Annotated in this window: 31 protein-coding genes, 1 tRNA gene and 1 riboswitch; of the genes, 18 read left to right on the top strand and 14 right to left on the bottom strand. The window is 64.4% G+C overall.

What is annotated here, in order from left to right; genetic code table 11:
- Positions 1–18 precede the first annotated feature (18 nt).
- The 7 genes from KUV26_RS20320 to thiC are packed head-to-tail and all read right to left on the bottom strand — an operon-like array spanning position 19 to position 6016.
- On the bottom strand, positions 19–723 hold the full coding sequence (locus KUV26_RS20320) for a hydroxymethylpyrimidine/phosphomethylpyrimidine kinase (protein WP_222509747.1): 705 nt from the start codon (positions 721–723) through the stop codon (positions 19–21).
- Positions 720–1688, bottom strand: a complete 969-nt coding sequence (locus KUV26_RS20315; protein ID WP_222509746.1) for a HesA/MoeB/ThiF family protein — start codon at positions 1686–1688, stop codon at positions 720–722. Before KUV26_RS20315 ends, KUV26_RS20320 begins: the two co-directional genes overlap by 4 nt.
- The gene (locus KUV26_RS20310; protein WP_222509755.1) at positions 1685–2290 is read right to left on the bottom strand and encodes a thiamine phosphate synthase; all 606 of its coding nucleotides are present in this window, start codon (positions 2288–2290) and stop codon (positions 1685–1687) included. The genes KUV26_RS20315 and KUV26_RS20310 overlap by 4 nt, the downstream gene beginning before the upstream one ends.
- Positions 2290–3057, bottom strand: a complete 768-nt coding sequence (locus KUV26_RS20305; RefSeq protein WP_222509745.1) for a thiazole synthase — start codon at positions 3055–3057, stop codon at positions 2290–2292. Before KUV26_RS20305 ends, KUV26_RS20310 begins: the two co-directional genes overlap by 1 nt.
- 1 nt (position 3058) lies before the next feature.
- The gene (gene thiS, locus KUV26_RS20300; protein ID WP_222509744.1) at positions 3059–3256 is read right to left on the bottom strand and encodes a sulfur carrier protein ThiS; all 198 of its coding nucleotides are present in this window, start codon (positions 3254–3256) and stop codon (positions 3059–3061) included.
- The gene (locus KUV26_RS20295) at positions 3225–4193 is read right to left on the bottom strand and encodes an FAD-dependent oxidoreductase (RefSeq protein ID WP_222509743.1); all 969 of its coding nucleotides are present in this window, start codon (positions 4191–4193) and stop codon (positions 3225–3227) included. Before KUV26_RS20295 ends, thiS begins: the two co-directional genes overlap by 32 nt.
- Positions 4190–6016, bottom strand: coding sequence for a phosphomethylpyrimidine synthase ThiC (thiC, locus tag KUV26_RS20290; protein WP_222509742.1), 1827 nt, complete (start codon positions 6014–6016; stop codon positions 4190–4192). The genes KUV26_RS20295 and thiC overlap by 4 nt, the downstream gene beginning before the upstream one ends.
- Positions 6017–6135: 119 nt before the next feature.
- Positions 6136–6264: riboswitch (TPP riboswitch) on the bottom strand.
- A gap of 213 nt (positions 6265–6477) precedes the next feature.
- On the opposite strand from thiC, the gene bioB reads away from it, so the two are divergent.
- The 12 genes from bioB (at position 6478) to KUV26_RS20230 (ending at position 18895) form a co-directional block, all read left to right on the top strand.
- Entirely contained in the window at positions 6478–7455 is a 978-nt protein-coding gene (gene bioB, locus KUV26_RS20285) for a biotin synthase BioB (protein ID WP_008556688.1), read from the top strand.
- Positions 7455–8594: an 8-amino-7-oxononanoate synthase gene (locus tag KUV26_RS20280; RefSeq protein WP_222505435.1), complete on the top strand. Its 1140-nt coding sequence runs from the start codon at positions 7455–7457 to the stop codon at positions 8592–8594. The genes bioB and KUV26_RS20280 overlap by 1 nt, the downstream gene beginning before the upstream one ends.
- Positions 8591–9217, top strand: coding sequence for a dethiobiotin synthase (gene bioD, locus KUV26_RS20275; protein ID WP_222509741.1), 627 nt, complete (start codon positions 8591–8593; stop codon positions 9215–9217). Before KUV26_RS20280 ends, bioD begins: the two co-directional genes overlap by 4 nt.
- Entirely contained in the window at positions 9214–10512 is a 1299-nt protein-coding gene (gene bioA, locus KUV26_RS20270) for an adenosylmethionine--8-amino-7-oxononanoate transaminase (RefSeq protein WP_222509740.1), read from the top strand. The genes bioD and bioA overlap by 4 nt, the downstream gene beginning before the upstream one ends.
- Before the next feature lie 2 nt (positions 10513–10514).
- Positions 10515–11129 carry a pimeloyl-ACP methyl esterase BioG family protein gene (locus KUV26_RS20265; protein WP_222509739.1) on the top strand — a complete coding sequence of 205 codons (615 nt, stop codon included), beginning with the start codon at positions 10515–10517 and terminating at the stop codon, positions 11127–11129.
- Positions 11129–11920: a malonyl-ACP O-methyltransferase BioC gene (gene bioC / locus KUV26_RS20260; protein ID WP_222509738.1), complete on the top strand. Its 792-nt coding sequence runs from the start codon at positions 11129–11131 to the stop codon at positions 11918–11920. Before KUV26_RS20265 ends, bioC begins: the two co-directional genes overlap by 1 nt.
- Positions 11921–12103: 183 nt before the next feature.
- Positions 12104–13072, top strand: coding sequence for an ABC transporter substrate-binding protein (locus KUV26_RS20255; protein ID WP_222509737.1), 969 nt, complete (start codon positions 12104–12106; stop codon positions 13070–13072).
- A 385-nt stretch (positions 13073–13457) separates the two neighbouring features.
- Positions 13458–14423 carry an ABC transporter substrate-binding protein gene (locus tag KUV26_RS20250; protein WP_222509736.1) on the top strand — a complete coding sequence of 322 codons (966 nt, stop codon included), beginning with the start codon at positions 13458–13460 and terminating at the stop codon, positions 14421–14423.
- 10 nt (positions 14424–14433) lie between these two features.
- A complete protein-coding gene (locus KUV26_RS20245; RefSeq protein WP_222509735.1) occupies positions 14434–15486 on the top strand; it encodes a glycine betaine/L-proline ABC transporter ATP-binding protein in 1053 nt (350 codons plus the stop codon).
- Positions 15486–17522: an ABC transporter permease gene (locus tag KUV26_RS20240; RefSeq protein ID WP_222509734.1), complete on the top strand. Its 2037-nt coding sequence runs from the start codon at positions 15486–15488 to the stop codon at positions 17520–17522. The genes KUV26_RS20245 and KUV26_RS20240 overlap by 1 nt, the downstream gene beginning before the upstream one ends.
- 123 nt (positions 17523–17645) lie before the next feature.
- Positions 17646–18308: an NnrU family protein gene (locus KUV26_RS20235; RefSeq protein WP_222509733.1), complete on the top strand. Its 663-nt coding sequence runs from the start codon at positions 17646–17648 to the stop codon at positions 18306–18308.
- A gap of 62 nt (positions 18309–18370) precedes the next feature.
- Positions 18371–18895 (top strand): DUF2478 domain-containing protein, encoded by a 525-nt coding sequence (locus KUV26_RS20230; RefSeq protein ID WP_222509732.1) that lies wholly within the window; start codon positions 18371–18373, stop codon positions 18893–18895.
- A gap of 126 nt (positions 18896–19021) precedes the next feature.
- Here the strand turns inward: KUV26_RS20230 and KUV26_RS20225 are convergent.
- A tRNA-Tyr gene (locus KUV26_RS20225) sits at positions 19022–19105 on the bottom strand.
- 120 nt (positions 19106–19225) lie between these two features.
- On the opposite strand from KUV26_RS20225, the gene rlmB reads away from it, so the two are divergent.
- From rlmB to KUV26_RS20210, 3 genes are all read left to right on the top strand, one after another.
- Positions 19226–20002 carry a 23S rRNA (guanosine(2251)-2'-O)-methyltransferase RlmB gene (rlmB, locus tag KUV26_RS20220; RefSeq protein WP_222509731.1) on the top strand — a complete coding sequence of 259 codons (777 nt, stop codon included), beginning with the start codon at positions 19226–19228 and terminating at the stop codon, positions 20000–20002.
- Between the two features lie 134 nt (positions 20003–20136).
- Complete coding sequence (locus tag KUV26_RS20215) at positions 20137–20565, top strand: YHS domain-containing (seleno)protein (protein WP_261398954.1); 429 nt, start codon at positions 20137–20139, stop codon at positions 20563–20565.
- Between the two features lie 206 nt (positions 20566–20771).
- Complete coding sequence (locus KUV26_RS20210) at positions 20772–21242, top strand: CoA-binding protein (protein ID WP_222509730.1); 471 nt, start codon at positions 20772–20774, stop codon at positions 21240–21242.
- 233 nt (positions 21243–21475) lie between these two features.
- On the opposite strand, the gene KUV26_RS20205 is transcribed toward KUV26_RS20210, so the two are convergent.
- Both KUV26_RS20205 and hisF read right to left on the bottom strand, forming a co-directional pair.
- Positions 21476–21793, bottom strand: coding sequence for a phosphoribosyl-ATP diphosphatase (locus KUV26_RS20205; protein ID WP_222509729.1), 318 nt, complete (start codon positions 21791–21793; stop codon positions 21476–21478).
- Positions 21794–21804: 11 nt separating this feature from the next.
- Positions 21805–22566, bottom strand: a complete 762-nt coding sequence (gene hisF / locus KUV26_RS20200; RefSeq protein WP_222509728.1) for an imidazole glycerol phosphate synthase subunit HisF — start codon at positions 22564–22566, stop codon at positions 21805–21807.
- Between the two features lie 227 nt (positions 22567–22793).
- Between hisF and KUV26_RS20195 the strand changes: the two genes are divergently transcribed.
- Entirely contained in the window at positions 22794–23240 is a 447-nt protein-coding gene (locus tag KUV26_RS20195; protein ID WP_222509727.1) for a DUF302 domain-containing protein, read from the top strand.
- A 32-nt stretch (positions 23241–23272) separates the two neighbouring features.
- On the opposite strand, the gene KUV26_RS20190 is transcribed toward KUV26_RS20195, so the two are convergent.
- Positions 23273–23563 (bottom strand): hypothetical protein, encoded by a 291-nt coding sequence (locus KUV26_RS20190; protein ID WP_222509726.1) that lies wholly within the window; start codon positions 23561–23563, stop codon positions 23273–23275.
- Between the two features lie 33 nt (positions 23564–23596).
- Positions 23597–24319, bottom strand: a complete 723-nt coding sequence (hisA, locus tag KUV26_RS20185) for a 1-(5-phosphoribosyl)-5-[(5-phosphoribosylamino)methylideneamino]imidazole-4-carboxamide isomerase (RefSeq protein WP_222505452.1) — start codon at positions 24317–24319, stop codon at positions 23597–23599.
- A gap of 134 nt (positions 24320–24453) precedes the next feature.
- Here hisA and KUV26_RS20180 point away from each other — a divergent pair, with 134 nt between their 5' ends.
- Positions 24454–24840, top strand: coding sequence for a DUF2147 domain-containing protein (locus KUV26_RS20180; protein ID WP_222505453.1), 387 nt, complete (start codon positions 24454–24456; stop codon positions 24838–24840).
- Positions 24841–24854: 14 nt separating this feature from the next.
- Here the strand turns inward: KUV26_RS20180 and KUV26_RS20175 are convergent, their stop codons facing one another.
- Both KUV26_RS20175 and KUV26_RS20170 read right to left on the bottom strand, forming a co-directional pair.
- Complete coding sequence (locus tag KUV26_RS20175) at positions 24855–25106, bottom strand: WGR domain-containing protein (RefSeq protein ID WP_222509725.1); 252 nt, start codon at positions 25104–25106, stop codon at positions 24855–24857.
- A gap of 107 nt (positions 25107–25213) precedes the next feature.
- Entirely contained in the window at positions 25214–25750 is a 537-nt protein-coding gene (locus KUV26_RS20170) for a peroxiredoxin-like family protein (protein ID WP_222509724.1), read from the bottom strand.
- A 112-nt stretch (positions 25751–25862) separates the two neighbouring features.
- Between KUV26_RS20170 and KUV26_RS20165 the strand changes: the two genes are divergently transcribed.
- Complete coding sequence (locus tag KUV26_RS20165) at positions 25863–26594, top strand: AraC family transcriptional regulator (RefSeq protein WP_222509723.1); 732 nt, start codon at positions 25863–25865, stop codon at positions 26592–26594.
- Positions 26595–26643 lie beyond the last annotated feature (49 nt).

The raw sequence follows: 26643 nt of genomic DNA, 5'->3' as shown, positions 1-26643 counted from the left end.
CTAGCGACCTTGCCGCGGTCAGCGGCGCAGCCAGCGATGCACCGCGTCTTTGCCGTGGCGGCAGGCCTCCGCCAGCGAAGCCCCCTTGGCCAGCTGGCAGGCAATAGCCGTGGCCAGGCTGCATCCCGTGCCGCGTTTGGAGACTGCCAGCCGCGGCGCGGAAAAGGGCGTGACCGCGCCATCCGCTGTGAACAGAAGGTCGGTGCTCCAGGGGCCGGTGCCGTGCCCGCCCTTGACCAGTACAGCTTGCACGCCGTGGGTCAGCAGCGCCGCCGCTTGCGCCTCGACCGGGCCGCCCGCGCTGGACAGGACTTCCAGTTCTGCCAGGTTCGGCGTGATCAGCGCCGCACGGCGCAGCAGGGCGCCAAACCCGCCGGCGGCCATCAGCGTTCCGCCGGAGGTCGCCTTCAGCACCGGATCCAGCACAAACGGGAGGCTGGCGGGCAGGGCGGTCTCAACAGCCTCTGCCGCGGCGGCAGAGCCAAGCATGCCGATCTTCACCGCGCGCGGCGCCGGCGGCGTTGCCAGGGCAGCGCGCGCCTGATCAGCAACAGCCTCGGGCGGGCTGGGGTGGACAGCCAGAACCGCCTCATCTGTCTGCACGGTGACGGCTGTCACCACAGGGCGCAGGGTGGCGCCCAGTTCCGCTGCCATCACCGTGTCCCGCGTCAGCCCCGCACCGCCGCTGCTGTCGGTGCCGCCAATGGCCAGAATGACCGTCACCTGCCATCTCCCGCCGCCAGCAGGGCCAGATCTCCAAACCCCGCCTGCCGAAGATCCTGCGCCGCGCCCCAGGCGCGCAGCCCGCTGCGGCAGCACAGCACGATCCGTGTGTCACGCGGCAGCTTTGCGGCTGGCAGATCGGTGCGGGACATCCGCCGCGCCTGTGGCATCGCCGGTTGCGGCGCCTCATCCGCGTCGCGCAACTCAATTACGGTGTCCCGGTCCGAAATGTGCGAGGCCGCGATGAAGGGCAGGGCGTCCTCAGGTTCTTCCGCCCCGTCAAAGCGGAAGGAGCTCACCTGCAGTTCCTCCAGCCGCAAGACAAACAGCTGCCCCAGCGGGGAGGGCTGATGCCCCAGCAGCGCCTTCAGCGCCAGTTGCGCCTGCAGGGCACCGATCATGCCCACCAGCGGCCCCATCACCCCGGCGGTTGCACAGGTCGCTGCCTGGGCAGGCAGGTCCGGGAAAACGGCGCGCAGCGACGGCGCGCCGCCGCAGAAACCGCCGGCATAGCCGGACTGCCCCAGCGCCGAGGCGGAAATCAGCGTCTTGCCCTGCCGCAGGCATTCATCCGAGAGGATATAGGACACCGCAAAACTGTCTGCCGCATCCACCACCAGATCGGCTTCCGCCACCATCCGCTCCGCGTTGGCTGCATCAAGGCGCAGAACCCGTGCCGTCACCTGCAAACCCGGATTGGCCGCCAGCAGGTGCTGCCGGGCCGCCTCCGCCTTGGAGTGTCCAATGTCCGCCACAGTGTAAAGCACCTGCCGGTGCAGGTTGCTCTCCTCCACCACGTCACCGTCCATCACCGTGATCCGGCCGATACCGGCGCCGCCCAGGTATTGCAGCACCGGACAGCCGAGCCCCCCGGCGCCAACCACCAGCACATGGGCGCGGGCGAGCAGGTCCTGCCCTTCCGCACCCACTTCCGGCAGGATCATCTGGCGCGCATAGCGGCTCATGCCTCTTCCCTGACCCGGCACGCCTGAACCCACTCACGGGTGCGGGCCTCGGGATCCTCCGCCAGCTGGATGTCCGTCACCACAGCCGCGCTGTCGGCGCCCGCGGCAAAGATCCCCGGCAGCCGCTCCGGTGTCAGCCCGCCGATGGCAACCAGCGGCGTTTTTCCCGCCATCTGCTTCCAGCGCGTCACCCGCTCCAATCCCTGAGGCTCCCATTTCATCTTCTTCAGCAATGTTGGATAGACCGGTCCCAAGGCCACATACTCCGGTCCGAATGATAGCGCTCGCTCGAGTTCATCCTCGTCATGAGTGGACAGGCCGAACCGCACTCCCTTGCGGCGCAATGCGGCAAAATCTGCTGTGTCCATGTCCTCCTGCCCCAGGTGGACGAAGCTGCAGTTCAGGTCCAGGGCCACTTGCCAGTAGTCATTTACCACCAGCTGCGCGTCATGCACTGCGCAGAAGTCGCGGGCGCGGGCAATCTGGCGGCGGACTTCTGCTTCCGGCTCGTCCTTGATGCGCAGCTGCACCAGCCGGGCCCCGTGCGGCACCAGCAGTTCCAGCCGACCCACATGACTGACGATCAGGTAAAAACGTTCCATCATGCAAACTCCGCCATGCCGAGAACCGGGGTCGAAGGCACCGCCATGTCGCGACGCTCCATTGGATCGGCCTTATAGCCGAGACGCCCGGCCTCGACCGCCTGTGCCATCGCGCGGGCCATCCCCGCAGGGTCGCCGGCCTTGGCCACAGCGGTGTTAAGCAGCACCGCGTCCATGCCCAGCTCCATCGCCTGGGCCGCATCCGAGGGCCGGCCTATCCCGGCATCGACAATCAGCGGCACCTCCGGAAAATGCGCTCTCATTGCCCGCAAGGCATCCGGATTGCGCAGACCCTGGCCTGAGCCGATCGGCGCCCCCCATGGCATCAGCACCTCGCAGCCCGCGTCCAGCAGCTTTTCCCCGACAACCAGATCGTCGGTGGTGTAGGGAAAGACTTGGAAGCCCTCGCCGCTGAGAATGCGCGCCGCCTCAACCAGACCGAACACATCCGGCTGCAACGTGTCGGAATGGCCGATCACCTCCAGCTTGATCCAGGGTGTGCCGAACAGCTCCCGTGCCATACGGGCGGTGGTGACAGCTTCCTGAACTGTATGGCAGCCCGCTGTATTGGGCAGGATACGGCAGCCGGTATCCTGCAAGCTGCCCCAAAACCCGGCACCCGAGCCATCTGCGGTTTCCCTGCGCAAGCTGACGGTGATGATTTCCGTCCCGCTGGCCTGCACTGCCTCGGCTAGAATGGCTGGAGAGGGATATTGCGCAGTGCCCAACAGCAGCCGCGACTTGATTTCTGTTCCGTAGAAATGCATCTCAGCCTCCTTGCATCGGGGCAAGCACTTCCAGCCGGTCGCCCTCAGCCAACGGCACTTCCGCCCGCTGGCTGCGCGACACAAAAGAGCCGTTCAGTGCGGTCGCAACCGAGGAGCCGGCAAAGCCAAGCTCCTGCAGGGCGGACTGGAGGTCAGTTGCCGCGACCTCATGCGGTTTGGCGTTCACGATGATCTTCATCTGATGTCTCCGGTATCAAACGGTCCGCAGCCTGCTGCGCCATCGCAGGCGCCAGCAGGAAGCCGTGGCGGTACAGGCCATTGAGGTACAGCTTGCCGTCCTGTTTGGTCAGCCGTGGCAGGTTGTCGGGGAAAGCGGGTCGCAGACCTGCGCCGGTCTCAACGACGCTGGCCTCCGCAAAGGCAGGATGCAGGGCAAAGGCGGCACTCAGCAATTCGCTGAGCGAGCGCAGGGTCACGGGGCGGTCCGAACTGCTTTCGATCATGGTGCCGCCAATCATGAAATGCCCGTCACCGCGGGGGACAAGGTACAGCGGCATCCGCGGATGCAGTAGGCGCAGGGTTCGGCGGATCTCCACTTCCGGGCAATGCAGGATCGCCATCTCGCCGCGCACCGGGCGCAGACCGGCAAGGGGAGCGGCCATGCCAGTGCAATCCAGCATCACGCCTGCAGGGGCCGGGGCGCCATAGCGGATACCCACCCCCATTTCCTGTACCTTCGCGGTCAGGTCCCGCAGTGCCCGCCGCGGGTCCAGATGCGCTTCCTGCTCAAACAGCAGCCCTTGCGTAAACCGCCCGGCTAAGGCCGGTTCCAGGTTGGCAATTGCCGACCCGTCCACGCCGCGATGGCCGGTGGTGCGGCGGGCAAAGCGGGTGAGCTCTGCCCGGTCGCGGGATGGCGCCACCACCAGCGTGCCGCGCCGGTGGACGGTTGTGACCCTGGCCCACCAGTCGAAGGCACGGCTGCCGAGGGTGATGACCTCCTCCTCGGCGCTTTCCCGTTCGCACCAGGGCGCCAGCATGCCGCCCGCATAGCGCGCAACGCTGCTGTCGCCCGGGGTTTCCCCCCGTTCGTACACGGTGACCGCCGCGCCGCGCTGCGCCAGCTCATAGGCACAGGCGAGGCCGACAAGGCCCGCGCCTGCGATGGTGATCATTCCGCCGGTTCCGTCTTGGCAGCCGCCGCCTCGGCCGCAGGCACATAGAGCTCGCCGCCTTCGCGGAACTTCGCCGCCATGGCCTCCATCCCTTCTTTCTGCGCTTCGGCACGGATGTCGTGGCTGATCCGCATCGAGCAGAACTTCGGCCCGCACATGGAGCAGAAATGCGCCACCTTATGCGCCTGTTTCGGCAGCGTCTGGTCGTGGAACTCGCGCGCCGTATCCGGGTCCAGCGAGAGATTGAACTGATCCTCCCAGCGGAATTCGAAGCGCGCACGGGACAGCGCATCGTCGCGGCGCTGCGCCCCCGGCAGCCCCTTGGCGAGGTCGGCAGCATGGGCCGCGATCTTGTAGGTGATCACCCCGGTCTTCACATCGTCGCGGTCGGGCAGGCCAAGGTGTTCCTTGGGCGTCACGTAGCACAGCATCGCGCAGCCGAACCAGCCGATCATCGCCGCCCCGATGCCGGAAGTGATGTGGTCGTAGCCCGGCGCGATGTCGGTGGTCAGCGGGCCAAGCGTATAGAAGGGCGCCTCGTGGCAGCACTCCAGCTGCTTGTCCATATTTTCCTTGATCTTGTGCATGGCGACATGGCCCGGCCCTTCGATCATCACCTGGCAGTCCTTGGCCCAGGCGATCTTGGTCAGCTCGCCCAGGGTCTCCAGCTCGGCAAACTGGGCCTCGTCATTGGCGTCTGCAATCGAGCCGGGGCGCAGGCCGTCGCCCAGCGAGAAGGAGACATCGTACTGGCGGCAGATGTCGCAGATTTCCTCGAAGTGCTCATAGAGGAACGATTCCTTGTGGTGATGCAGGCACCACTTGGCCATGATCGAGCCGCCGCGCGAGACGATCCCCGTCACCCGGTTCACCGTCATCGGCACCATGTGCAGCCGCACGCCCGCGTGGATGGTGAAGTAGTCGACGCCCTGTTCCGCCTGCTCGATCAGCGTGTCGCGGAACACTTCCCAGGTCAGGTCCTCGGCGATGCCGTTCACCTTCTCCAGCGCCTGATAGATCGGCACGGTGCCGATCGGAACCGGCGAGTTGCGCACGATCCATTCGCGGGTGTTGTGGATGTTGCGGCCGGTCGACAGGTCCATCACCGTGTCGGCGCCCCAGCGGATCGCCCAGACCAGCTTGTCCACCTCTTCCTCCATCGAGGAGGTCACGGCAGAGGTGCCCATATTGGCGTTGATCTTCACCTTGAAATTGCGGCCGATGATCATCGGCTCGATTTCCGGATGGTTGATGTTGGCGGGAATGATGGCGCGGCCGGCGGCGATTTCCTGGCGCACGAATTCCGGCGTCACGTAATCAGGGATATTGGCGCCGAAGTCATTGCCGTCGCGATTGCCGTGGCAGGGCGACAGCTCGCGCAGCTGGTTTTCGCGGATCGCCACGAACTCCATTTCGGGTGTGATGATGCCCGCACGTGCATAGGCCAGCTGGGTCGGCGCTTTGCCATCCTTGCCGCGCAGCGGAGCGGGCTTCACCGGGAACTCCGGCGTCAGCCGGTCGCCCTCGACAAATCCGTTGTCTTCCGGCTTCACGTCGCGGCCCTGGTAGCTTTCGACGTCGCCGCGCGCCTCAATCCACTGGCGGCGCAGGGCAGGAAGACCTTGGCGGATATCGGTCAGCACGTCCGGATCGGTATAGGGGCCAGAGCTGTCATAGACCGGAAGCGGCGACTCGCCGGCAGTCGGATGGGTAGAAATCTCCCGCATCGGCACGCGGATGTCCTTGTGGACCTCGCCTGCGACATAGATCTTTTTCGACGCAGGCAGGGCGCCTGTTGTGATCTTGGGATTGGGGACGTTCATTTTGGTGCTCCTCGAAGCCTAAACTCGGAAAAGACACCAGATGAGGTTTGGCTCGGGAAACAGAGGCTGTACGGGCCCCTTGTTCAGTTCTGCACGGCTGGGGGATGTACAGGTCCCGTAGCGGTGCAAACCTAGCTTCCTACGCCAGTATCAACTGGGTCAGGTTCAAAGGGTCGCGCCGCCGGCTTGGGTTGCCCCGCACCTAAACGCCTCTCAGTCCCCTTGGCGGGACTCCCCTGCGTGCCAATAGGGCTAGGGGAGGCACGGGGCCCGCGTCAACCGGAATCTTTGTAGATTATTTTTTGGCATCAGAAACAGGTGCCTACTGGACTTATGGCAGCCGGTCCGAGGCAAAACGCTGCATTGCAGCTTTGGTGCTTGATCCGAGGCGGGGGAATTATCTATAAAAACCCGCAACGCCATCCGCGCATGGCCAACAGGTATAGAGAACAGGAGACAGCATGCTGGACGCTGCACCCATCCGCACCGACTGGACCCGCGAGGAAGCGGAAGCGATTTACAACAAACCTTTCATGGACTTGCTGTTCCAGGCGCACACCGTGCACCGGCAGTATTTCGACCCCAACCAGGTGCAGAAATCCAAGCTTCTCAGCATCAAGACCGGCGGCTGCGCCGAGGATTGCGCCTATTGCTCCCAGTCGGCGCGCAACGGCGCGCAGCTGTCGGCGTCCAAGCTGATCGAGGTGCAGCGGGTGATCGCCGAGGCCAAGAAAGCCAAGGAAGGCGGCGCGACGCGCTATTGCATGGGGGCCGCCTGGCGCTCGCCCAAGGACCGCGACATGGCGGCGCTGGAGGCGATGGTGCAGGGCGTGAAGGACCTGGGCATGGAAACCTGCATGACGCTCGGCATGCTGGACGAGGAACAGGTGTTCCGCCTGCGCGATGCCGGCCTGGACTACTATAACCACAACATCGACACCTCGGAGCGTTACTACTCCGAAATCATCACCACCCGCACCTTTGCCGACCGGATCGACACGCTGAACCGGGTGCGCGAGGCGGGCATCAAGGTCTGCTCCGGCGGCATCGTTGGCATGGGCGAGCAGCAGCTGGACCGCATCGACATGATGCTGGCACTGGCAACGCTGGAGGTGCACCCGGATTCGGTGCCTGTGAACATGCTGATCCCGATCGCTGACACGCCGCTGGCCAATGTTGAGAAGCTGGACCCGATCGAATTCGTCCGCTCGGTGGCGCTGGCCCGCATCCTGATGCCGAAATCCCACGTGCGCCTGTCCGCAGGCCGCACCGACATGTCGGACGAGATGCAGGCGATGTGCTTCTTTGCCGGTGCCAACTCGATCTTTGTGGGCGACACGCTGCTGACCGCGGATAACCCCGAAGAGGACAAGGACCAGCAGCTGTTTGACCGTCTGGGCATCACCGCCATGGCCGCGGGCTGCGACGGCAGCCGCTGATGGCGGGCGCCTTCCCGAGGCATGAGAAATCGCTGGAAGCGCTGCGCACGCGCGGGCGTTACCGGCAATTGATGCCGCGGGACGGGCATGACTTTGCCTCCAACGACTACCTTGGGCTGGCGGGCAGTGATGTGCTGCGCACCGCTGCCGCAGATGCGCTGGCGCGCGGGGTGCCGGTGGGGGCAGGCGGTTCGCGCCTGCTGCGCGGCAATGATGCAGAACATCAGCTGCTGGAGGCCGAGGCTGCGGAGTTTTTCGGCACCGAGGCTGCGCTGTTCATGGGCGGCGGGTTCAACGCCAATCAGGCGATTTTCTCCACCCTCCCGCAGCAGGGCGATCTGGTGCTGTATGACGCGCTGATCCATGCCAGTACCCATGACGGGATGCGGTTGGGCCGGGCAGAGACGCTCAGCTTCGCCCACAGCGATGCGGAGGACGCCGCACGGGTGCTGAAGGCCTGGCGTACTGACGGCGGTCAGGGTCAGGTCTGGATCGCGGTTGAGGCGGTCTATTCCATGGACGGCGATCTCGCCCCTCTGGACGCGCTGATGGCGCTGGCCGATGCCGAGGGCGCCGTGCTGGTGGTGGATGAAGCGCATTCGACGGGTGTGTTCGGCGATCTGGGCCGCGGGCTGGCGCATGAAATTGCCCACCGTTCGAATGTCCTGTCCCTGCACACCTGCGGCAAGGCTTTGGGTGCCTCCGGCGCTCTGATTTGCGGCCAGCGGGTGCTGATCGAGACGCTGATCAACAAGGCGCGCGGGTTTATCTTTGCGACTGCCCCGTCGCCGCTGAACGCGGCACTGGTGCGGGCTGCCTTGCAGGAGCTGCAACAGAACCCAGGCCGCCGCGAACAGGCGTGGCAGGGGATTACCCACGCCCAAGGCGAAGCCAAGCGCCTGTGCGGGCTGGACGGGTTCCAGAGCCAGATCCTGCCGGTGGTGATTGGCGATGACAAGCGCACCATGTCGCTGGCTTCCGCCATGCAAACCCGCGGCTATGACATTCGCGGCATCCGCCCGCCGACGGTGCCCCGCGGCACCTCGCGGCTGCGGCTGTCGATCACGCTGAACACGGGGGCAGGGGTTATCACCCGGATGTTCGAAGACCTCGCCCGGGAAATGGAGAGTGCAGCATGAGCGCGCTGATCGTGACCGGAACCGATACCGGCATCGGCAAGACTATTTTCTCGGCCGGCCTGGTGCAGGCGCTGGGCGCAACCTATTGGAAGCCGGTGCAATCGGGGCTGGAGGAAGAGACCGACAGCCAGATCGTCTCCCGCCTGTCGGGCCGCCCGGCGCTGGCTGAGGGGTATCTGCTGCAACTGCCCGCCTCGCCGCATCTGTCGGCGGAAGCCGAGGGTGTGGAGATCGACCCGGACGCGCTGTCCTTGCCCGAAGTTGACGGCATGCTGGTGGCAGAAGGCGCAGGCGGGCTGATGGTGCCGCTGAATCGCAAGTTGCTGTATCTCGACCTCTTCACCCGCTGGGACGCGCCGGTGATCCTATGCGCGCGGACGCAGCTGGGGACGATCAACCACACGCTCCTGTCGCTGAAAGCGCTGCGCGATGCGGGCTGTCCGGTGGTGGGCGTTGCTTTCATCGGCGATCCGGAGCCTGCGGTGGAGGAAACTATCTGCCAGTTCGGCCAGGTGGCGCATCTGGGCCGCTTGCCGCTGCTGGGGGAGCTGACCTCTGATGCCCTCGCTGTGGCCTTTCAGGCCAGCATCCGGGTGGACCTGATCAAGGAGGCCTTGGCATGAGCGCATCCGACCTCACTCAGCTGGAGTTCGACCAGCAGCACCTCTGGCATCCCTACACCAATGTTGCCAAACCTGGCCCGACCTTCGTGGTGAAGGAGAGCGCTGGCGTCCATATCACCCTGGACGACGGTACCCGGTTGATCGACGCCATGTCGTCGTGGTGGTGCATGATGCACGGGCATAAGAACCCGGCGATCACCAAAGCCATTCATGACCAGCTTGACACCCTGCCACATGTGATGTTCGGCGGGCTGACCCACGATCCGGCCATCGACCTGGGCCGCAAGCTCTTGGAGATCACCCCACAAAGCTTAACCCGCATCTTCTATTGCGACAGCGGCTCGGTTTCGGTCGAGGTGGCAATGAAGATGGCGGTGCAGTACCAGCACGCAATCGGCCAGCCGCAGCGGCAGGAGTTCGCCACCATCCGCTCCGGCTATCACGGCGACACCTGGAAAGCGATGAGCGTCTGCGATCCGGACACCGGCATGCACCACCTGTTCCAGGGCGCGCTGAGCGTGCAGCATTTCGTCTCCCGCCCGCCGATCCGCATCAATGAGGAGTGGGTGGACGATCCGGCGCAGAATGGCCTGGGCGAGCTGCGCGCCGTACTGGAAGCCAATGCCAGCAAGATCGCTGCCTTTATTCTGGAACCCGTGGTGCAGGGTACCGGCGGTATGTATTTCTACCACCCGGAATATCTGAACCAGGCCCGCGCCCTGTGCGACGAACTGGGTATCCTCTTGATCTTCGACGAAATCGCCACCGGCTTCGGCCGCACCGGCGAGTTGTTTGCCACCAATTTCTGCACTGTCGAGCCGGATATCATTTGCCTCGGCAAGGGACTGACCGGCGGCCATATCTCATTCGCCTGCACCATGACCAATGACCGCGTGGCCGAAGGTATCGGGGGCGGCAATCCTGGCCTGTTCATGCACGGGCCGACCTACATGGGCAACCCGCTGGCCTGTGCGGCCGCGAAGGCTTCGCTGGACCTGCTGACCGGGCAGGACTGGCGCGGCACGGTGGCCGCACTCGGCGAGCAGATGCAGGCCGAATTGGCCCCGGCCCGCGAGCTGCCCAACGTGGCAGGTGTGCGGGTGCTGGGCGCCATTGGCGTAATCGAGATGAAGCATCGCGTCTCGGCGGATGAAGCCCATGCCCGGGCCCATGAAATGGGCGTTTTCCTGCGCCCCTTCGGCACCAATATCTACACCATGCCGCCCTTCATCACGACGCCGGATCAGCTGAGCGAAATCACCGCAGGCATGCTGCGGCTGGCGCGGGAGCTCTAACCGTGGAGTTCCGCTGGCTCAAACAGGACAGTGCAGCCGAGGCTATCGTGGTCTTCGGCGGCTGGGCTGTGGGGCCGGAGGTTTTCTGGCACCTGGACGGTCCTCAGGACATCCTGTTTGCCAGCGATTACACCGATCTGGGGGCAGACTTGCCGGATCTGTCCGGCTACGGGCAGGTCAGCCTGCTGGCCTGGTCTTTCGGCGTGGCTGCCTACGCCCACTGGCAGACCGGCCGGCCCGATCCGTTCCTGCACAAGGCGGCGGTGAACGGTAGCTTACAGCCGGTGAACCGCGGTGCAGGCATTCCGCCAGCCGTGTTCCGCCGCACCGTGGAAACCTTGAGCCTGGAAAGCTACCAGCAGTTCCTAGGCCGCGTGTTCGGGGCTTCACAAGAAGCCGAGGTGCTGGACGTTGAGGCGCGCCGGGCCGAATTACTGGCAGTGGAGCGACGCGGGGATGCCCCGCAAATGCGCTTCGGCCGCGTCTGGATCAGCTCTGGCGACAAGATCTTCCCGCCCGCAAATCTGGTTCGTGCCTGGGCGGGGCAGAATGTCTCCCATCTGGAGGCGTCGCATGCGCCCTTTGACCGGTTTTCGCTTTGGGAGGAATTGTTCTGATGAAGGACATTCAGCCCCCGCATCTGGACCAGGCCCGCGTGCGTAAAAGCTTCTGCCGCGGACTCGGCAGCTATCATGGCGCCGCCTCTGTGCAGGCGGATATTGCCAGTCGGCTGGCAGAGATGCTGCAAGCCGAGGGGGCGCCGCGCCGCTTCACCTCCGTGCTGGAGTTTGGCTGCGGCACCGGCCATCTGACCCGGCAGCTGCTGCAGCGTTTCGAGGCGGGCAGCCTGGTCCTCAACGATCTGGTGCCGGAGGCTGCGCAGGTGCTTAAGGCGCTCGAGGGCATTGCTCCGGAGCAAGCCCGGTTCGCGGGCGGCCCCATTGAGAATCTGCCTTTGCCGCAAGACCTGGATCTGATCGCTTCCGCCTCGACCGTGCAATGGATCCCTGATCTGCAAGCCTTGTTCTGCCGCCTGGCAGACCGGCTGAAGCCGGGCGGCTGGCTGGCGCTGTCCGGATTTGGCCGTGGCCAGTTCCACGAGCTGGCGGCTCTGGGGTCTGCCGCCGCGGCGCCCAGCTATCTGGATGCGGATGAATGGATGGCTGTCCTGCCGAAAGATACTGAAATCCTTCAGGTCGCACAGCGCCCGGTTAAACTGGAGTTCGGCACTGCGCTCGAGCTTCTGAAGCACCTCCGCCAGACCGGCGTGAACGGGCACGCTCAGCAAAGCTGGAGCCGCAGGCGCCTGCAGGAGTTCGAGAATGCCTACCGTGAGCGCTTTGGCCGCAATGGCAAGCTGCCGCTGACCTACGACCCGGTCCTAATTGTCGCTCGCAAGTCCGGGTGAACGGGCCCGCCGTGAGGGCGGCGTATGCGCACGCTTAGCATAAGTTTTAGATGTTTTCCGGACTGCCTGTGCCGCGCTTCCCGCTGCGCGTTAATCTTTTTCAACTCCCGCCTGATAGTCCGGATCCCGGCGCTGCGCCTGCGCGCAGCATGTGGGATGACTGGCAGAACGGGAGTGACGTCAATGAAAATCAAAGCCTTTGCCGCGGCACTGGCGGCGTTGGCGGCGGCAGGGGCCGCCGAAGCAGCTGACATGGGGGATGTGGCCGCACCGATCAGGCTGTCGCTGGACAACTGGACCGGCCAGCACTTGGCGACCTATATCGCTGGCGGCATGCTGGAACACGCCGGTTACAAGGTTGAATACGTCGAGGGGGACCAGGCAGCTATTTATGAGCAGTTAGGCAGGGGCGAGACCCATGCCATGATGGAAGTCTGGACCACCACCAGCCCGGAGGACTACTACGCCGCCCGTGACAGCGGAAGCGTGGAGGAACTGGGCGATATGGGGCTGGATGCGCGTAACGGCGTGGTGTTCCCTCCCTATGTGGCACAGATGTGCCCGGGTCTGCCCAATTGGGAGGCGCTGCGCGATTGTGCGGGAATTTTCTCCGCGGATGGCAAGGGCGAGAGGGGAATTTATCTGGCTTACCCGGAATCCTGGGGATCGCCGGGGGCGGACCGGATTCGCGCGCTGGACCTGCCGTTTGACGTGGTCGCAGCCGATTCCGAGGCCTCGATGATCGAGGAATTCCAGAACGCCTACCGGGAAAAGCGCCCGGTGATCGCCACCTTCTGGGCGCCGCACTGGGCGATGTCCTCCTACGCGCTGCAATTTGTGCGCCTGCCCAAGCCCGAGCCGGCCTGCTACACCGATCCGTCCTGGGGGCCGAACCCCAAAGAGACCGGCGACTGTGATTTCTACCGCGGCGGGGTGATGAAGGCGGCCTGGCCCGGGCTCAAGGAGCGCTGGCCCGCCGCTCATGAGATCCTGGAAAATTTTCAGCTGAGCATTTGGGATCAGCAGCCCCTCATCGGGCTGGTGGATGTGCGCGGCGAAACTCCGCAGGGGGCAGCCCGCGGCTGGCTGGCGGTGAACCGCGCCAAATGGATGCCGGTTGTCGAAGAGGCAACCGGCAAGGGCCGCTCCTGAACCAGGGTTGAGGTAGGAAGTCTGAAACAGCGCCACGGTCAATCGGGGCGCTGTTTTTTTAGTTTCCGGCGGCTGGATAAAAGCCGCCTGAGCAGCAAAGGCGCTCCCGCCCGGACGGCATGGCGGGCGATTCCGAAACTTGTCCATTGGCACAAAAACTTAAACCGTCAATCAGAATATTTCACCATTTGCGACGCTATTTCTCGACAAAGTGTCGCAATATGTTCCAATACTTGCAATATCCCCGGCCACACTTGAGTCACTGGCACCTGCAGGCAAACGAAGGCAAGCCAAAATGCCGGGAAGGAGCCATGAACCGCCGGGTTCCAAAGATGCGGCAAGCCGGACAACCGGCGGCGCAACAACACTGACAGGGAGTACTGATATGAAATTCAAAGGATATGCGCTGGCGCTGGGCGCTGCAACGATGACGGTTGTCGCGGGCATCGCCTCCGCTGCCGAGCTGGGCGACACCGGCAAGCCGATCAAGCTGGCGGTCAACGAATGGACCGGCCAGCATGTGACCACCCATATCGCCGGTGAAATGCTCAAGGCCGCAGGCTATGACGTGGAATATGTCTCCGCGGGCATGATGAACCAGTTCCAGGCGATTGCCGACGGCGACATCCACGCGACACTGGAAATCTGGTCCTCCAACGTTTCCGACGAATACGCCAAGAAAGTTGAAGAGGGCACCGTCGTTGAGCTGGGTGATCTGGAACTGAATGCGCGTGAAGGCATCGCCTATCCGGCGCATGTGGCCGAGATCTGCCCCGGCCTGCCGGCCTGGGAGGCGTTAAAGGATTGTGCGATGCAGTTCGCCACTGCCGAGACTCTGCCCGAAGGCCGCCTGGTGGATTACCCCGCCGATTGGGGCACGCCCGGTGCCGACCGCATGACCGGACTGGGTTTGCCGTTCAAGGCCGTGCCTGCGGGATCCGAGGCCGCGCTGATCGTCGAGCTGCGCGCCGCCACCGAGCGCAAGACGCCGCTGCTGATCACCTTCTGGCAGCCGCATTGGGCGATGTCGGCCTATGACGTGCAGTTTGTCGACCTGCCGGCAGGCGAAGAGGCCTGTTTCAACGACCCGGCCTGGGGGCCGAACCCGGACGCGGTCAACGACTGCGACTTCGCACCCTCGCGCATCTTCAAGGCGGCCTGGTCCGGGATGGAGGAAACCTGGCCTGCCGCTTATGAGATCCTGTCCAACTATACGCTGGCTGTGGAAGATCAGCAGCCGATGATGGGCGCGATTGACGTGGATGGCGGCAAGGTCGAAGAGGTGGTTGCCGAATGGATGGCCGCCAACGAGGGCAAGTGGCGCCCGGTTGTTGACGCCGCCATCAACTGAGCTGCGCACGGTGAGCGGCTCTGACACGCCTGCCATCACCTGCCGGAATGTCTGGCAGGTGTTTGGCAACAACGCAGACAGCGCCCTGAAAGAGGCGCTGTCGCGGCACGAAACACCCGAAGCTGCAGCCCAGGAGCTGCGCGGCAAGGGGTTGATCCCGGCGGTGCAGGACGCCTCCTTTGACGTGAAGGAGGGGGAGCTCTTTGTGATCATGGGGCTGTCGGGCTCCGGCAAATCCACCCTGATCCGCTGCATCTCTCACTTGCTGCATGCCACCGGCGGCGAAATCCGCATCGACGGCGAGAACATCGTGGAGGCCAGCCCCAAGCGGCTGATCGAGCTGCGCCGCAAGAAGCTGGGTATGGTGTTCCAGCACTTCGGACTGTTTCCGCATATGACTGTTGCCGAAAACGTCGCCTACCCGCTGCGGGTGCAGGGGGTGAAGAAGAAGCAGCGCCTGGCCAAGGCGCAGGAAGTGATCGAGCTGGTCGGCCTTGGCGGGCGCGAAAGCAATTACCCGCGCGAATTGTCCGGCGGCCAGCGCCAGCGTGTCGGCATTGCCCGCTCTCTGGTGGCCGATTGCTCGGTCTGGTTCCTGGATGAGCCGTTCTCGGCGCTCGACCCGCTGATCCGGCGGCAGCTTCAGGATGAGTTCCTGGAGATCCAGGCCAAGCTGAAGACCACCATCGTTTTCATCACCCATGACATCAACGAGGCGCTGAAGCTCGCCGACCGCATCGCCATCATGCGCGACGGCAAAGTGGTGCAGATCGGGACCCCCGCCGATATCGTGCTGCGCCCGGCCGACGACTACGTGCGCGAGTTCTCCAAGGACGTGGCCAAAGGCCGCCACGCGCGCGTTGCCTCGGTGATGCAGGCGGGCGAGCGCCATGTATACGGTGCCGACGATCCCGGCCTGCGCCAGGACATGACGCTGGATGCAGCCCTGGCGCGCTGCATGGAGCTTTACGAGCCCGTTCCGGTCCGCGCGCCGGACGGCAAGCTGGTCGGCGTGGTCAACCCTGCAGACCTTGCTGCCGCGCTGCAGGTGGAGCAGGGCTGATGGCAAGTCTTTCGAAAGGCGCGATTGCGGCGCTGATTGCGGCGGCGGTGGGTGCGCTGTGCCTTCTGCTGGAAAGCAGCCTGCCGTGGCTGGTGAAATTCCCCGCCGTCTGGGTGCTGCCCACAACCGACTGGGTTGGGACCGCCATGGAGTGGTTCCTAGCGCTGATCAAGCCCGCGGCCCGCAGCTTCTCGGCGCTGATGTTCTATCCGATGGAAGCTGCAAACTATGTGCTGAGCCACACGCCTTGGCCGCTGGTCATCTGTGCCACCACGGCGCTGGCCTGGATTCTGGGCGGCGTGCGGATGGCGCTGATGGCGGTGGTAGGCCTCGGCTTTGTGCTGGCCTCTGGCTATTGGCCCGAAAGCATGAACACCCTAGCGCTGGTCGCTGTCTCGGTGCCGCTGGCGCTGATCATCGGGGGCGGCATCGGTATCCTTGCTAATGAATACCCGCGCATCCGCCAGCCGGTGCAGGCGGTGCTGGACATCATGCAGACGGTGCCGACCTTTGCCTATCTCACACCTTTGCTGGTGCTGTTCGGCTTTGGTCCCGTTGTCGGCCTCATCGCCTCCGCCATCTACGCTGCGCCGCCGATGGCGCGCAACGTGCTGCTGGGCCTTGAACGTGTGGAGCCGGAGATCAAGGAAGCCGCCATCATGTCCGGCGGCACCCGCCTGCAGCAGCTGTTCCAGTGCGAGATCCCCTCCGCCGGGCAGCAGATCATGGTAGGCGTCAACCAGTGCCTGATGGCGGCGCTGTCGATGGTGATTATCGCCGCGGTGATCGGCGGCTTTGACGACATCGGCTGGGAGGTGCTGCTGACCATGCGCAAGGCGCAGTTCGGACAAAGCCTCTTGGCGGGTCTGGTGATCGTGATCTTTGCGATCCTGATCGACCGGATGAGCGGTACCCTGACCCAGGACCGCCGCGACAAGCACGATGTGCGCGTTGCCTGGGGCATTCTGGCACTGGGGGTGGCGGTGAGCGCGGCGTTCTGGGGCAGCGTTCAGCAGCCCGGCACCTATGCGCTGTTCAATCCGGTGGCGGACAGCGTCGACCGGGGCCTTTCGGCGTTCACAAGCGCCAATGCCGAGTTCCTGACGGCGCTCAAAAACAATGTGCTGTTCTACGTGCTGCTGCCGCTGCGGATTGGATTGGATCAGGCGGTGCTGCCTTTCACTTGGGGCTTTACCTGGACCCCGGCGATGAGCCTAGGGTTGTTTGCAGCAGGAGCCGCCGCCGCTGTAGGCTTTGCCCTGCGCGGCCAACTGGTGCTGGGCGTGATGCTGCTGATCGCGGCGGGGATGCTGGAAACCGGCATTTCGCAGCTGCCCTGGCCCTTTGTGCTGGTGGGCGCAGGCGCGCTGGCCTGGGTCGCAGGCGGCCGCGGGCTGGCGATCCTCACCGTGGTGCTGCTGGGCACCATCCTGCTGTCCGGTCTGTGGGAGCGGGCGCTGCTGTCGCTCTACCTTTCTGGCGCTGCGGTGTTCGCCTGTGCGGTGATGGGCGGCGCCATCGGCTTGGCCTCAGCGGTATCGCCCGGCGTCTGGCGGGTGGTGCGCCCGGTCTGCGACATGCTGCAGACGATTCCGCTGTTCGTGTTCCTGATCCCGGTGCTGATGGTATTCCAGATCGGCGAGTTCTCGGCCTTTCTGGCGATCATCGCCTATGCCATCGTGCCGATGATCCGCTATACGCGGCACGGGCTGGTCTCGACGCCGGAGGAGATGATCGAGGCCGCTACCGCCTCCGGCGCCACCAAGTGGCAGATGCTCAAGGATATCCGCGCGCCATATGCGGCACCCTCGATCCTCCTGGGCCTCAACCAGACCATCCTCTATGCCTTTGCAATGCTGGTCATTGCGGCGCTGATCGGCACCACCGGCCTCGGCCAGTCGATCTACCTGGCGCTGGGGCAGGCGGATGTGGGGCTGGGCATCTCTGCCGGCGCAGCGATGGCGATCCTCGCCCTGATCGCCGACCGCATGGTGCAGGGTTTTGCCGAGGAGCGGCGCAAGGCCCTGGGTCTGTAGCGATCCTCAAATCCAACAGAGAAGGGCGCCCAGCAGCGCCCTTTTTTGATCTGGGGCAACGTTATACACTGGCTGCCCGCCTATAGCTGCACAGAAGACTGATCTATACCCGGAGAGACCCCGATGGGCTGGCTTGAATTCACCGCCGCGCTGCTGCTGTTCCTGGCCAGCCACGCGATCCCCGTGCGCCCGCCGGTGCGGCTCTGGCTGGTCAGCCGCCTGGGGCTGCGCGGCTATATCGTCGCCTACAGTGTGCTGTCGCTGGCAATCCTGGCGTGGCTTGTGGTGGCAGCCGCCCGCGCGCCCTACGTGGGCGTGCTGCCCTATTGGGAGGGTTTCCGCTGGGTGCCGCTTCTGGTGATGCCGCTGGCCTGCCTGCTGGCGGTGGCGGGGATGATGCGGCAGAATCCGTTCGGCTTTGGCGGGCTGGGCTTGCGCGCCTTCGATCCTGAGGATCCGGGCGTTCTGGCCGTCAGCCGCCACCCGCTGCTGGCGGCGATGGCGCTCTGGGCCGGAGCGCATCTGCTGGCCAATGGCGACTTGGCGCATGTGATCCAGTTTGGCCTCTTTGCAGGCTTTGCCTGGATGGGCATGGCGCTGATCGACAAGCGCAAGCAGCGCCAGATGGGGCAGGGTGAATGGCGCCGCCTCAGCCGCAACACCGCGCGGCTGAACCTCGCCCGCCTGCGGCTCTCGGCCGGTGAGGCCGGGCTTGCAGCGGCCGTGTTCCTGGCGCTGCTGGTCCTGCACGCGCCCGTCATCGGCTACAGCCCAATGCCCTGGTAGGGCTTGACCCCGGCGGCCGCATGACCACCTATGAAATAACATGAGACTGGAGAGACCAAGAAATGCACCTGGCCTATGTGATGACCGAAGAGCGCGGCGCCACCGACCGCCTGCTGAGTGAGCTGGCCGAACGGCTGCAGGCCCAAGGCCTACGCCTGGCCGGCATCGTGCAGACCAATGTGGAATGCTACGACAAAGAGTTGTGCGACATGGATGTGCGGGTGCTGCCCGAGGGCGAGACCATCCGCATTTCGCAATCGCTGGGCGCGGGCGCCCGCGGCTGCCGCCTCAACCCCGAGGCGCTGGAGCAGGCTGTCGGGCGGGTCTCTGCGACGCTGCATGGCGACCCGGCGCCGCAGTTGATGATCGTCAACAAATTCGGCAAGCATGAGGCCGACGGGCGCGGCATGCGCCCCATCATTGGCGAAGCTCTGGCCCTGGGCATTCCGGTGATTTCCGGCGTCAACAAGATGAACGTGGAACCGTTCCAGGCCTTTGCCGACGGTATGGCCGTCGCGGCAGGCCCGGAGCTGGACGCGCTGGTCGAATGGGCGCAGCAGGCCGTCGCCGAAACCGCCCGACCTTAAGATTCCTGTTTTAAATCAAAAGGAAAGCCCGCTTAGATCACGCGGGCTTTTTGCTGTGCCGCACAGCACTCGGCCTGTCCAGCCTGCTGCTGAACCACCATCATCAGTCGTTTAAATGAGAGAAGATGGTGGGCGACCCTGGAATCGAACCAGGCGTGCGTCTCCGCGAGGGAGTTACAGTCCCCTGCCACACCTTGCGGCCTGTCGCCCACTGTCAGTTGCGTGTTGCACCTGATGTGGAGGCGTGATTACAAGCAGGCCAAAGGGGCGTCAACCGGAAAAACGCAAGTTTTTCGCGCGCCTCGCAAATTCTTTCTGCCGGAGAGCAAAATGTCCAAGAAACCCAAGTGGGTCGTCGAAAAAGAGCAGGCCAAACGGGCCGCCGCTGCGGAAACCGTGTGGCTGTTCGGGCTGCATGCGGTGCGCGATGCGCTGCTCAATCCCAAGCGCGAAAAACTGCGCCTGATGGTGACCATGAACGCGCAGGCAAAACTGGCAGACGCAATCGAAGAGTCCGGCATCGGGGCAGAGGTTATCGACCCGCGCAAGTTCAACCCGCCGATCGACCCGCAGTCCGTGCACCAAGGGGCCGCGCTGGAGGTGAAGCCTCTGAACTGGGGCGGATTGGCCGAGAACTGCATCGGCCGGGAAGCCCCGCGGGTGCTGCTGCTGGACCGGGTGACCGATCCGCACAATGTCGGTGCCATTCTGCGTTCCGCCGAGGTGCTGGGTGCCAGTGCGGTGATCGGCACCCGCCACCACTCAGCCCCGGAGACCGGCGCGCTGGCCAAAACCGCCAGCGGCGCGCTGGAGCGCCAGCCCTACCTGCGGATGCGAAACCTCGCCGACTCCATCACCGAACTGCAGGGCATGGGCTTCATCGTGCTGGGCCTGGATGGCGAAGCGGAGCAGACCATCGAATCCGCGCTGGAAGGCAAACAGCACCTGCCGGTGGCGCTGGTGCTCGGGGCCGAGGGGCCGGGGCTGCGTCAGAAGACCAAGGAAACCGTCGACGGCTTGGTCAAGATCGATGCCGCGGGCGGTTTCGGCTCGCTCAACGTCTCCAACGCGGCGGCCATCGCGCTGTACGCCTCTATTGCCCGATAGGCCCGCAAGCGCCCGGCGTCACAGCCTGTTCACATCTGCGTATGCCGTCTTTGCAAAGGCGGTGCGGTGCGGCAGAGTCGATAGGCTGTTGCGAATAGAGTATGGAGTGTAACGTGATCCTGCGCCTGGTCTTGATGGCTGTAGCAGTACTGTTCCTGTCCCGGCCGGATGCGGCAGGGGCGGAGACTGCTGTGTTTTCGTCCCGCTCGGGAGTGGCCATCGGCGGTTATGACGCGGTTGCGTTTTTTAAACATGGCGCCGCCGAACACGGCCGGCGCACCCATGCGGTGATGTGGAAAGGCGTTGTCTGGCGCTTTGCCTCTGCCCGCAACCGGGCCCAGTTCGAGGCCAATCCCCGTGCCTATGCGCCTGCCTTTGGAGGATATTGCGCCTATGCGATGTCCAAGGGAATGCTGCACGAAGGCAATCCGCTGCTTTGGGCGATAGTGGATGGAGAACTTTTTCTGTTGAATAACAAGCAGGTACATGTTCTCTGGCGGGCTGACACGGCGCAGATGATCGCCGCCGCGCGGCTCCATTGGCCTGCGGCTTTGCGGAAATAACCTGTCACCTCACAATTGCGTGATGGGCACTTTTATTTTTCATACTGTGGCCCATATTCAATACAGACTGCGGAGTGGAACCACCGCAGATCTTTTTCACTGTCCCTCGTTCCATACCTTGCGCCCGGTTCGTCCGGGCGCATTTTTGTTTGCACTGCGCCGAATCCGTCTATGCGGCGGTCAGTGGCAAGGCTAGGGTGCGCGGCATGACAGACTACAGTGACGAGCATCTGAAAAAAGTCCTCCAGCGCGCCAAGATTGTGGCTGTGGTGGGCGTGTCGATGAATCCGGTGCGCCCCAGCTACTATGTGGCGCGATATCTGGGCCTCAAGGGCTACCGGGTGATCCCGGTCAACCCGGGCCATGCGGGCAAGATGCTGTTTGGCGAAACAGTGCGTGCCAGCCTGTCGGAAATTGAACTGCCAGTGGACATGGTCGACATCTTCCGCCGCTCCGAAGCGGTGCCGCCGATCGTGGACGAGGCGCTGGAGGCGTTTCCCAAGCTGCAAACCATCTGGATGCAGATCGGGGTGGAACATGCCGCCGCGGCGGCCAAGGCTGAAGCGCGCGGCGTCACCGTGATCCAGAACCGCTGCCCCAAAATCGAATTCCAGCGGCTGTTCGGAGAGCTGCGAATGGGCGGCTTTGCCACAGGGATCATTTCCTCGAAACTCTGACGCCTGCGGCACGGCAGGGGGCGCGCGCACTTTCCAGCCGTCTTGCCGGACGGCATACACGGTTGGGCTTGACGCCTCTGCGCGGCACCATTTCTTTGCTCAGAAGCCCTGATGGGCAGGTTTGCCCGACAGGGCCTTGCTGATTGTGCTGTCTGACGCGCCTCAGGGGCAAGCCGCGCTGGCGCGCGGAGGCTGCGCCTCCCTTGACCCGCGGACGGGGAAAGGAGTGCCGGTCAGCCCTTGGGACGGGCGGCTTTCTCAGCGATGCCGCTGAGGCCCTGGCGCGCGGCGAGCACGTTCAGGACATCGTCCAGCGCCACGCCGCGCGCGGCCAGCATCACCAGGAAGTGATACAGCACATCCGCGCCTTCGGAGGCGAGGCTCGCCTTGTTGTCCTTGACCGCTTCGATGATGGCCTCGATGGCCTCTTCGCCGAACTTCTCGGCGCATTTTTCCGGGCCTTTGGCCAGCAGTTTTGCGGTCCAGCTGCTGTCCGGGTCAGCGCCTTTACGGGACAGGATGGTGGCTTCGAGATCGTGCAGAATACTCATCACGTGTTCCCTCAGTTCAGCCGCATCGGAATTCCGGCGGCAGCCATGTGCTGCTTGGCCTCTTGCACGGTGAATTCGCCGAAGTGGAAGATCGAGGCCGCCAGCACCGCGCTTGCGCCGCCCTTGGTCACGCCTTCGACCAGGTGGTCCAGGTTGCCGACGCCGCCGGAGGCGATCACCGGCACGTCCACCGCTTTGGAGATGGCCCGGGTCAGCGGCAGGTTGAAGCCCGATTTGGTGCCGTCGCGATCCATCGAGGTGAGCAGGATCTCGCCCGCGCCCTTGGCGGTGACCAGCCGGGCAAATTCCACGGCGTCGATGCCGGTGGGCTTGCGGCCGCCATGGGTGAAAATCTCCCACCGGCCCGGCTCCACGGTCTTGGCGTCGATGGCGCAGACGATGCACTGGCTGCCGAATTGGTCCGCGGCCTCGGCGATGACATCGGGGTTGGCGACGGCTGCCGAGTTGAAGGAAACCTTGTCGGCCCCCGCCAAAAGCAGCGCACGCACGTCGTCCTTGGTGCGCACCCCGCCGCCCACAGTCAGCGGCACAAAGCACTGCTCGGCGGTGCGGCGCACCATGTCGAACATGGTGCCGCGGTTTTCATGCGTGGCGTGAATGTCGAGAAAGCAGATCTCATCCGCGCCGGCGGCATCATAGGCCTTGGCGCATTCCACCGGATCGCCCGCATCGCGCAGGCCGACAAAGTTGACGCCCTTGACCACGCGGCCGTCGGCGACGTCGAGACAGGGAATAATACGGGTCTTCAGCATGATGCCGTGCCTTTCGAGCTGCTTGCGCCCGTGGGTACGCAAACACCGCCTGAAGCGCAACAGATATGGCAACTGCTGCGCGTTTTGGTCCGTGCAAGCGGCCGCGCCGTTTTCGAGCTTGATGCGCGCAGAACCGCCGCAACCGGGCGGTACCGCAGATGTGAATTGCCAGCCCGGAGCAGTTGACCCGATCATGACCGGACGTCCCTGGATTTGGAGCAGCTGTTATGACCAAGACCGTTTTCCTTGCCGGAGCCCTCGCTCTCGCCACCGCACTGCCCGCCGCGGCGGAGCTGGTGACGGTGCAGAGCCAGAAACCCGTCGGTGAAACCATGGACGCGCTGGAGGCCGCGGTTGAAGGCGCAGGCGCTACCGTCTTTGCCCGGGTGGACCACGCTGCAGGTGCGCAGAACGCGGCGCTGGAGCTGAGCCCGTCCCAATTACTGATCTTCGGCAATCCCAAGCTTGGCACCCCTGTGATGCAGGCCGATATGCGGGCAGGGCTTTTTCTGCCGCTCAAGGTGCTGGCCTATGAGGATGCGGATGGCCAGGTCTGGCTGACTTACGAGGACCCGGCTGAGATGCTCTCGGGCCTGGAGATCCCCGCAGATGCGGAGTTCGTTGCCAAGATGCAGGGCGCGCTGGGCAAGCTGACAGCCGCAGCCGTGCAATAATCCCGGACATCCCTTGCGGGCGGCCCTGCGCCTTATCGGCGCGGGCGGGACCTGTAGCGGTCGATCATGACCGCAATTGCCCAAAGCAGCCCTGCGCCCATTGTGACCGGGCCGAAGATCAGCGGCCCCCAGGCGGCTAAGATCCCCATCGTATAGGCGGTCTCGCCGAGGTCGCGGCCCAGCACCACGCAGGGGTTGGTAAACCCCTCGTGGATCTCGCAGTCAAAGCCGAACCCCAGCAGTATTACGAAAGCAATGCTCAGCAGCCACAGGACAACCGGCCCTATGGTCAGCGTTGCAAGGATTCGGCGGACAAGGCGCATAGGCTCTCCCTTTGCCGGGACTGGCCGGGGGCGTCAGGCTTTCAGAACCGCCAGCGCCTCCTTCAGGTCAATGGCGCCATCATAGAGCGCACGGCCCGAAATCGCACCGTTCAGCGGTGCCCCGCAGGATTTCAGTGCCCTGAGATCGTCCAGCGAGGAGACGCCGCCGGAGGCAATCACCGGGATGCTGACGGCGTTGGCCAGATCTGCGGTTGCCTCCACATTCGGGCCTTTCATCGCGCCGTCGCGCAGGATGTCGGTATAGATGATCGCAGCAACGCCCGCGTCCTCAAAGGATTTGGCGAGGTCGGTGACCATGACGTCAGTCTCCTCGGCCCAGCCCTTGGTCGCCACCTTGCCGTTGCGGGCGTCAATGCCGACAGCGACCTTGCCAGGGAACTCCCGCGCCGCTTCGCGCACCAGGCCCGGATTCTCCACCGCCACGGTGCCCAGGATGACGCGGGCCAGCCCCCTGCCGATCCAGCGCTCGATGGTCGCCATGTCACGGATGCCGCCGCCCAGCTGGGCAGGCACCTTGGTCTGCTTCAGGATCTCCTCGACCGGTGCAGCGTTGACCGGCTCGCCGGCGAAGGCGCCATTGAGGTCCACCAGATGCAGCCACTCGCAGCCGGCCTCGACAAACTCCAGCGCCTGGGCGGCGGGGTTGTCGTTGAACACGGTGGTCTTGTCCATCTCGCCATGCAGCAGGCGCACGGCCTGGCCGTCTTTGAGGTCAATCGCGGGGTAGAGGATCATCCGGGCGGTCCTTCGTGAAATCAAGCTGGCGGTGTTTTGCACAACGGACGCGCAGATTGCAACGCGACCCGAAGTCAACCTTGCCAGAAGCGGCGCATCAGGGACAGGCTGCCTGAAAACAGGGAGGAAATGGAATGAAACATCTTTTGGCAGGCATGGCCCTGGCTCTGGGACTGGCGGGCGCTGCGGCGGCGGATCCGGTGCTGGGTGTCTGGAAGACGGAACCGGATGATGGCTCCTACGCGCATATCCAGATGGCTAAGTGCGGTGCTGCCGTCTGCGGCAAGATCGCCCGCACCTTCAACGGCGGCGGTGAATACCAGTCCCCGAACATCGGCAAAACGCTGGTGATCGACATGGTGCCGAACGGCAATGGCTCTTACGAGGGCAAGGTCTGGCGGCCGTCGAATGACAAGATCTACATCGGCAAGATGGATGTTGCGGGCAACAGCCTGGCCTTGCGCGGCTGCGTGGCGGGCGGGCTGATCTGCTCCAAACAGACCTGGACCCGGGTCAAGTAAAACCGGCTGGGGTTCTACAGCAGCCCCAGCTGCACCGGGATCGGCGCATAGCCGCGCTTCAGCTGCCGGTCCCGGAACCCTTCAAAGATCGCCAGCGCTTCGGCGTGGCCTGCGAAATAGGCCCGCTTCTGCGCACCGCCCGGAGCATTCAGAGGCCCCGAGACACGTTCAACACACCAGTCGCCGAGCAGGGTTGGCGTCAGGCTCAGCAGGCAATACCGGTGCTTGCCGTCGGCGTGATCATATTTCTCGAAACGGATGTGCAAGGGGGGTGCCGCAGTGACAAAAGGTCTGCCCCGTATGCCTCGAAGCGGGCCTCTTGTCTATTGCTCAAACCGGTGAATTGCACCGGTCCCCGCGGCAGCTGTGACGGTCACACATCACCGGTATATTCACCGCGCGCCGGGTAGTTGTTGGGGATGGCAAAATCGAGCGCCGCCACCAATTCCGCAAAGTGCGGGCGCACAAACGGCATGGTCTGCACCGAGCCGTAATAAAGCGTCTGTTCCGGCGTCACCATGAACAGGCCAGGCTCGGAGAACAGCGCGGGCTCCTCGATCCCGATCGAGGTCTTGCCGCGGGAGGTGGAGATATAAAGCCCCCATTCCTTGGCAACGGCCAGCGGCAGGTCGTAACCGAACCGCAGCTCCTTGGCCTCGATCTTGTCGGCCATCGCGCGGGTGCGCTCCTCGCCGTCGGAGCTGATCGCGATGCAGTTGACGCCGCGCTCGGCAAAGGCGGCGACCTTCTTCTCGAACTCCTTCAGATAGGTGGCGCAGATCGGGCAGTGCAGGCCGCGGTAAAAGCAGATCACGGTGCCGCGTTCGGCCGTTTCCGCGGACAGGTCGAACTGGCCGTGGTCCAGCGTCGGCAGGGTCAGGTCCGGGGTCTTCCGGCGGGGGATCAGCATGGGCAGGGTCCTTTTGAATGTTGTGCATGGTGTGAGTGGTGGTGCTTGCCTAGCTGTATTGCGCAGTTTAGTGTCACATAAATCCGAAAAACCTGATGGAAACACCGGAAGCATGGACCGCCTGACCACTTTGATGGACCGATTCCAGCTCGCCGTGCAGGCGGCAATGCCAGGGGAGGCCAATCTGATTGCGCTTGCGGATGCGGCAGGGGATCCGGTGCGGATCCTCTATTGCACCCGTGGCACGCCGCCGGACGCGCCTGCCTTCAACGTCATGTGGGCAGCGCGGGTGGAATGGTCAGGCCGCAGCAACCCCTTCCTGGCCGCCTTGCCGCCGGTGGTGGACTATGACGTTTCCGGCAATGCCGAGGCGCAGGGGCTGGTGCGGCTGATGCGGGACGAGGCGGAGGGCCGGCACTGCGGTGCGCAGTCGGTGATCAACCGGCTGGGCGAGGTGCTGATGGTGCGCCTGTTGCGCGACCAGATCAAAAAGGGTGCGACCGAGCCTGGGCTGCTGGCAGGCCTTGCCGATCCGCGCCTCAGCCGGGCCATCGTGGCGATGCATGATCATCCCGGCCGCCTTTGGGGGAACGCCGATCTGGCGCAGGAGGCGGGGCTGTCGCTGTCGCGCTTTGCGGAACTCTTTGCGGCGGAAGTGGGCGAAACCCCGATGGGCTACCTGCGCCGCTGGCGGCTGATCCTGGCGCATCAGGACCTCGCACGCGGCGACCGGGTAGAGGCGGTGGCGCGCCGCTATGCCTACACCAGCCCCGAAGGCTTCACCCGCGCTTTCCGCAAGGCCTATGGCGTCGCGCCGGTGTCGCTGCGCTCCGCTGCCGCCTGAACACCGCGGCTTTCATCTTTCCCCAAATACTCCCGCCGGAGGCCACGGC

This window comes from Leisingera daeponensis (assembly GCF_019801465.1).
GTDB lineage: Bacteria > Pseudomonadota > Alphaproteobacteria > Rhodobacterales > Rhodobacteraceae > Leisingera > Leisingera daeponensis_A.
The sequence above is the reverse complement of the archived record's forward strand: the minus strand, read 5'-3'. Positions and strand labels throughout refer to the sequence as shown.

Coding starts and splice junctions, on each gene's coding strand:
- bioB (WP_008556688.1), top strand. CDS start 6,478: ATGCTGGACGCTGCACCCATCCGCACCGACTGGACCCGCGAGGAAGCG.
- KUV26_RS20190 (WP_222509726.1), bottom strand. CDS start 23,563: ATGCGCCTTGTCCGCCGAATCCTTGCAACGCTGACCATAGGGCCGGTT.
- KUV26_RS20315 (WP_222509746.1), bottom strand. CDS start 1,688: ATGAGCCGCTATGCGCGCCAGATGATCCTGCCGGAAGTGGGTGCGGAA.
- hisA (WP_222505452.1), bottom strand. CDS start 24,319: ATGATCCTCTACCCCGCGATTGACCTCAAAGACGGCCAGGCCGTGCGC.
- KUV26_RS20255 (WP_222509737.1), top strand. CDS start 12,104: ATGAAAATCAAAGCCTTTGCCGCGGCACTGGCGGCGTTGGCGGCGGCA.
- KUV26_RS20195 (WP_222509727.1), top strand. CDS start 22,794: ATGACCAAGACCGTTTTCCTTGCCGGAGCCCTCGCTCTCGCCACCGCA.
- KUV26_RS20235 (WP_222509733.1), top strand. CDS start 17,646: ATGGGCTGGCTTGAATTCACCGCCGCGCTGCTGCTGTTCCTGGCCAGC.
- KUV26_RS20280 (WP_222505435.1), top strand. CDS start 7,455: ATGGCGGGCGCCTTCCCGAGGCATGAGAAATCGCTGGAAGCGCTGCGC.
- KUV26_RS20295 (WP_222509743.1), bottom strand. CDS start 4,193: ATGATCACCATCGCAGGCGCGGGCCTTGTCGGCCTCGCCTGTGCCTAT.
- bioC (WP_222509738.1), top strand. CDS start 11,129: ATGAAGGACATTCAGCCCCCGCATCTGGACCAGGCCCGCGTGCGTAAA.
- KUV26_RS20205 (WP_222509729.1), bottom strand. CDS start 21,793: ATGAGTATTCTGCACGATCTCGAAGCCACCATCCTGTCCCGTAAAGGC.
- KUV26_RS20170 (WP_222509724.1), bottom strand. CDS start 25,750: ATGCTGATCCCCCGCCGGAAGACCCCGGACCTGACCCTGCCGACGCTG.
- KUV26_RS20250 (WP_222509736.1), top strand. CDS start 13,458: ATGAAATTCAAAGGATATGCGCTGGCGCTGGGCGCTGCAACGATGACG.
- bioA (WP_222509740.1), top strand. CDS start 9,214: ATGAGCGCATCCGACCTCACTCAGCTGGAGTTCGACCAGCAGCACCTC.
- KUV26_RS20305 (WP_222509745.1), bottom strand. CDS start 3,057: ATGCATTTCTACGGAACAGAAATCAAGTCGCGGCTGCTGTTGGGCACT.
- bioD (WP_222509741.1), top strand. CDS start 8,591: ATGAGCGCGCTGATCGTGACCGGAACCGATACCGGCATCGGCAAGACT.
- thiS (WP_222509744.1), bottom strand. CDS start 3,256: ATGAAGATCATCGTGAACGCCAAACCGCATGAGGTCGCGGCAACTGAC.
- thiC (WP_222509742.1), bottom strand. CDS start 6,016: ATGAACGTCCCCAATCCCAAGATCACAACAGGCGCCCTGCCTGCGTCG.
- KUV26_RS20180 (WP_222505453.1), top strand. CDS start 24,454: ATGAAACATCTTTTGGCAGGCATGGCCCTGGCTCTGGGACTGGCGGGC.
- KUV26_RS20230 (WP_222509732.1), top strand. CDS start 18,371: ATGCACCTGGCCTATGTGATGACCGAAGAGCGCGGCGCCACCGACCGC.
- KUV26_RS20240 (WP_222509734.1), top strand. CDS start 15,486: ATGGCAAGTCTTTCGAAAGGCGCGATTGCGGCGCTGATTGCGGCGGCG.
- hisF (WP_222509728.1), bottom strand. CDS start 22,566: ATGCTGAAGACCCGTATTATTCCCTGTCTCGACGTCGCCGACGGCCGC.
- KUV26_RS20215 (WP_261398954.1), top strand. CDS start 20,137: ATGGCTGTAGCAGTACTGTTCCTGTCCCGGCCGGATGCGGCAGGGGCG.
- KUV26_RS20210 (WP_222509730.1), top strand. CDS start 20,772: ATGACAGACTACAGTGACGAGCATCTGAAAAAAGTCCTCCAGCGCGCC.
- rlmB (WP_222509731.1), top strand. CDS start 19,226: ATGTCCAAGAAACCCAAGTGGGTCGTCGAAAAAGAGCAGGCCAAACGG.
- KUV26_RS20310 (WP_222509755.1), bottom strand. CDS start 2,290: ATGGAACGTTTTTACCTGATCGTCAGTCATGTGGGTCGGCTGGAACTG.
- KUV26_RS20165 (WP_222509723.1), top strand. CDS start 25,863: ATGGACCGCCTGACCACTTTGATGGACCGATTCCAGCTCGCCGTGCAG.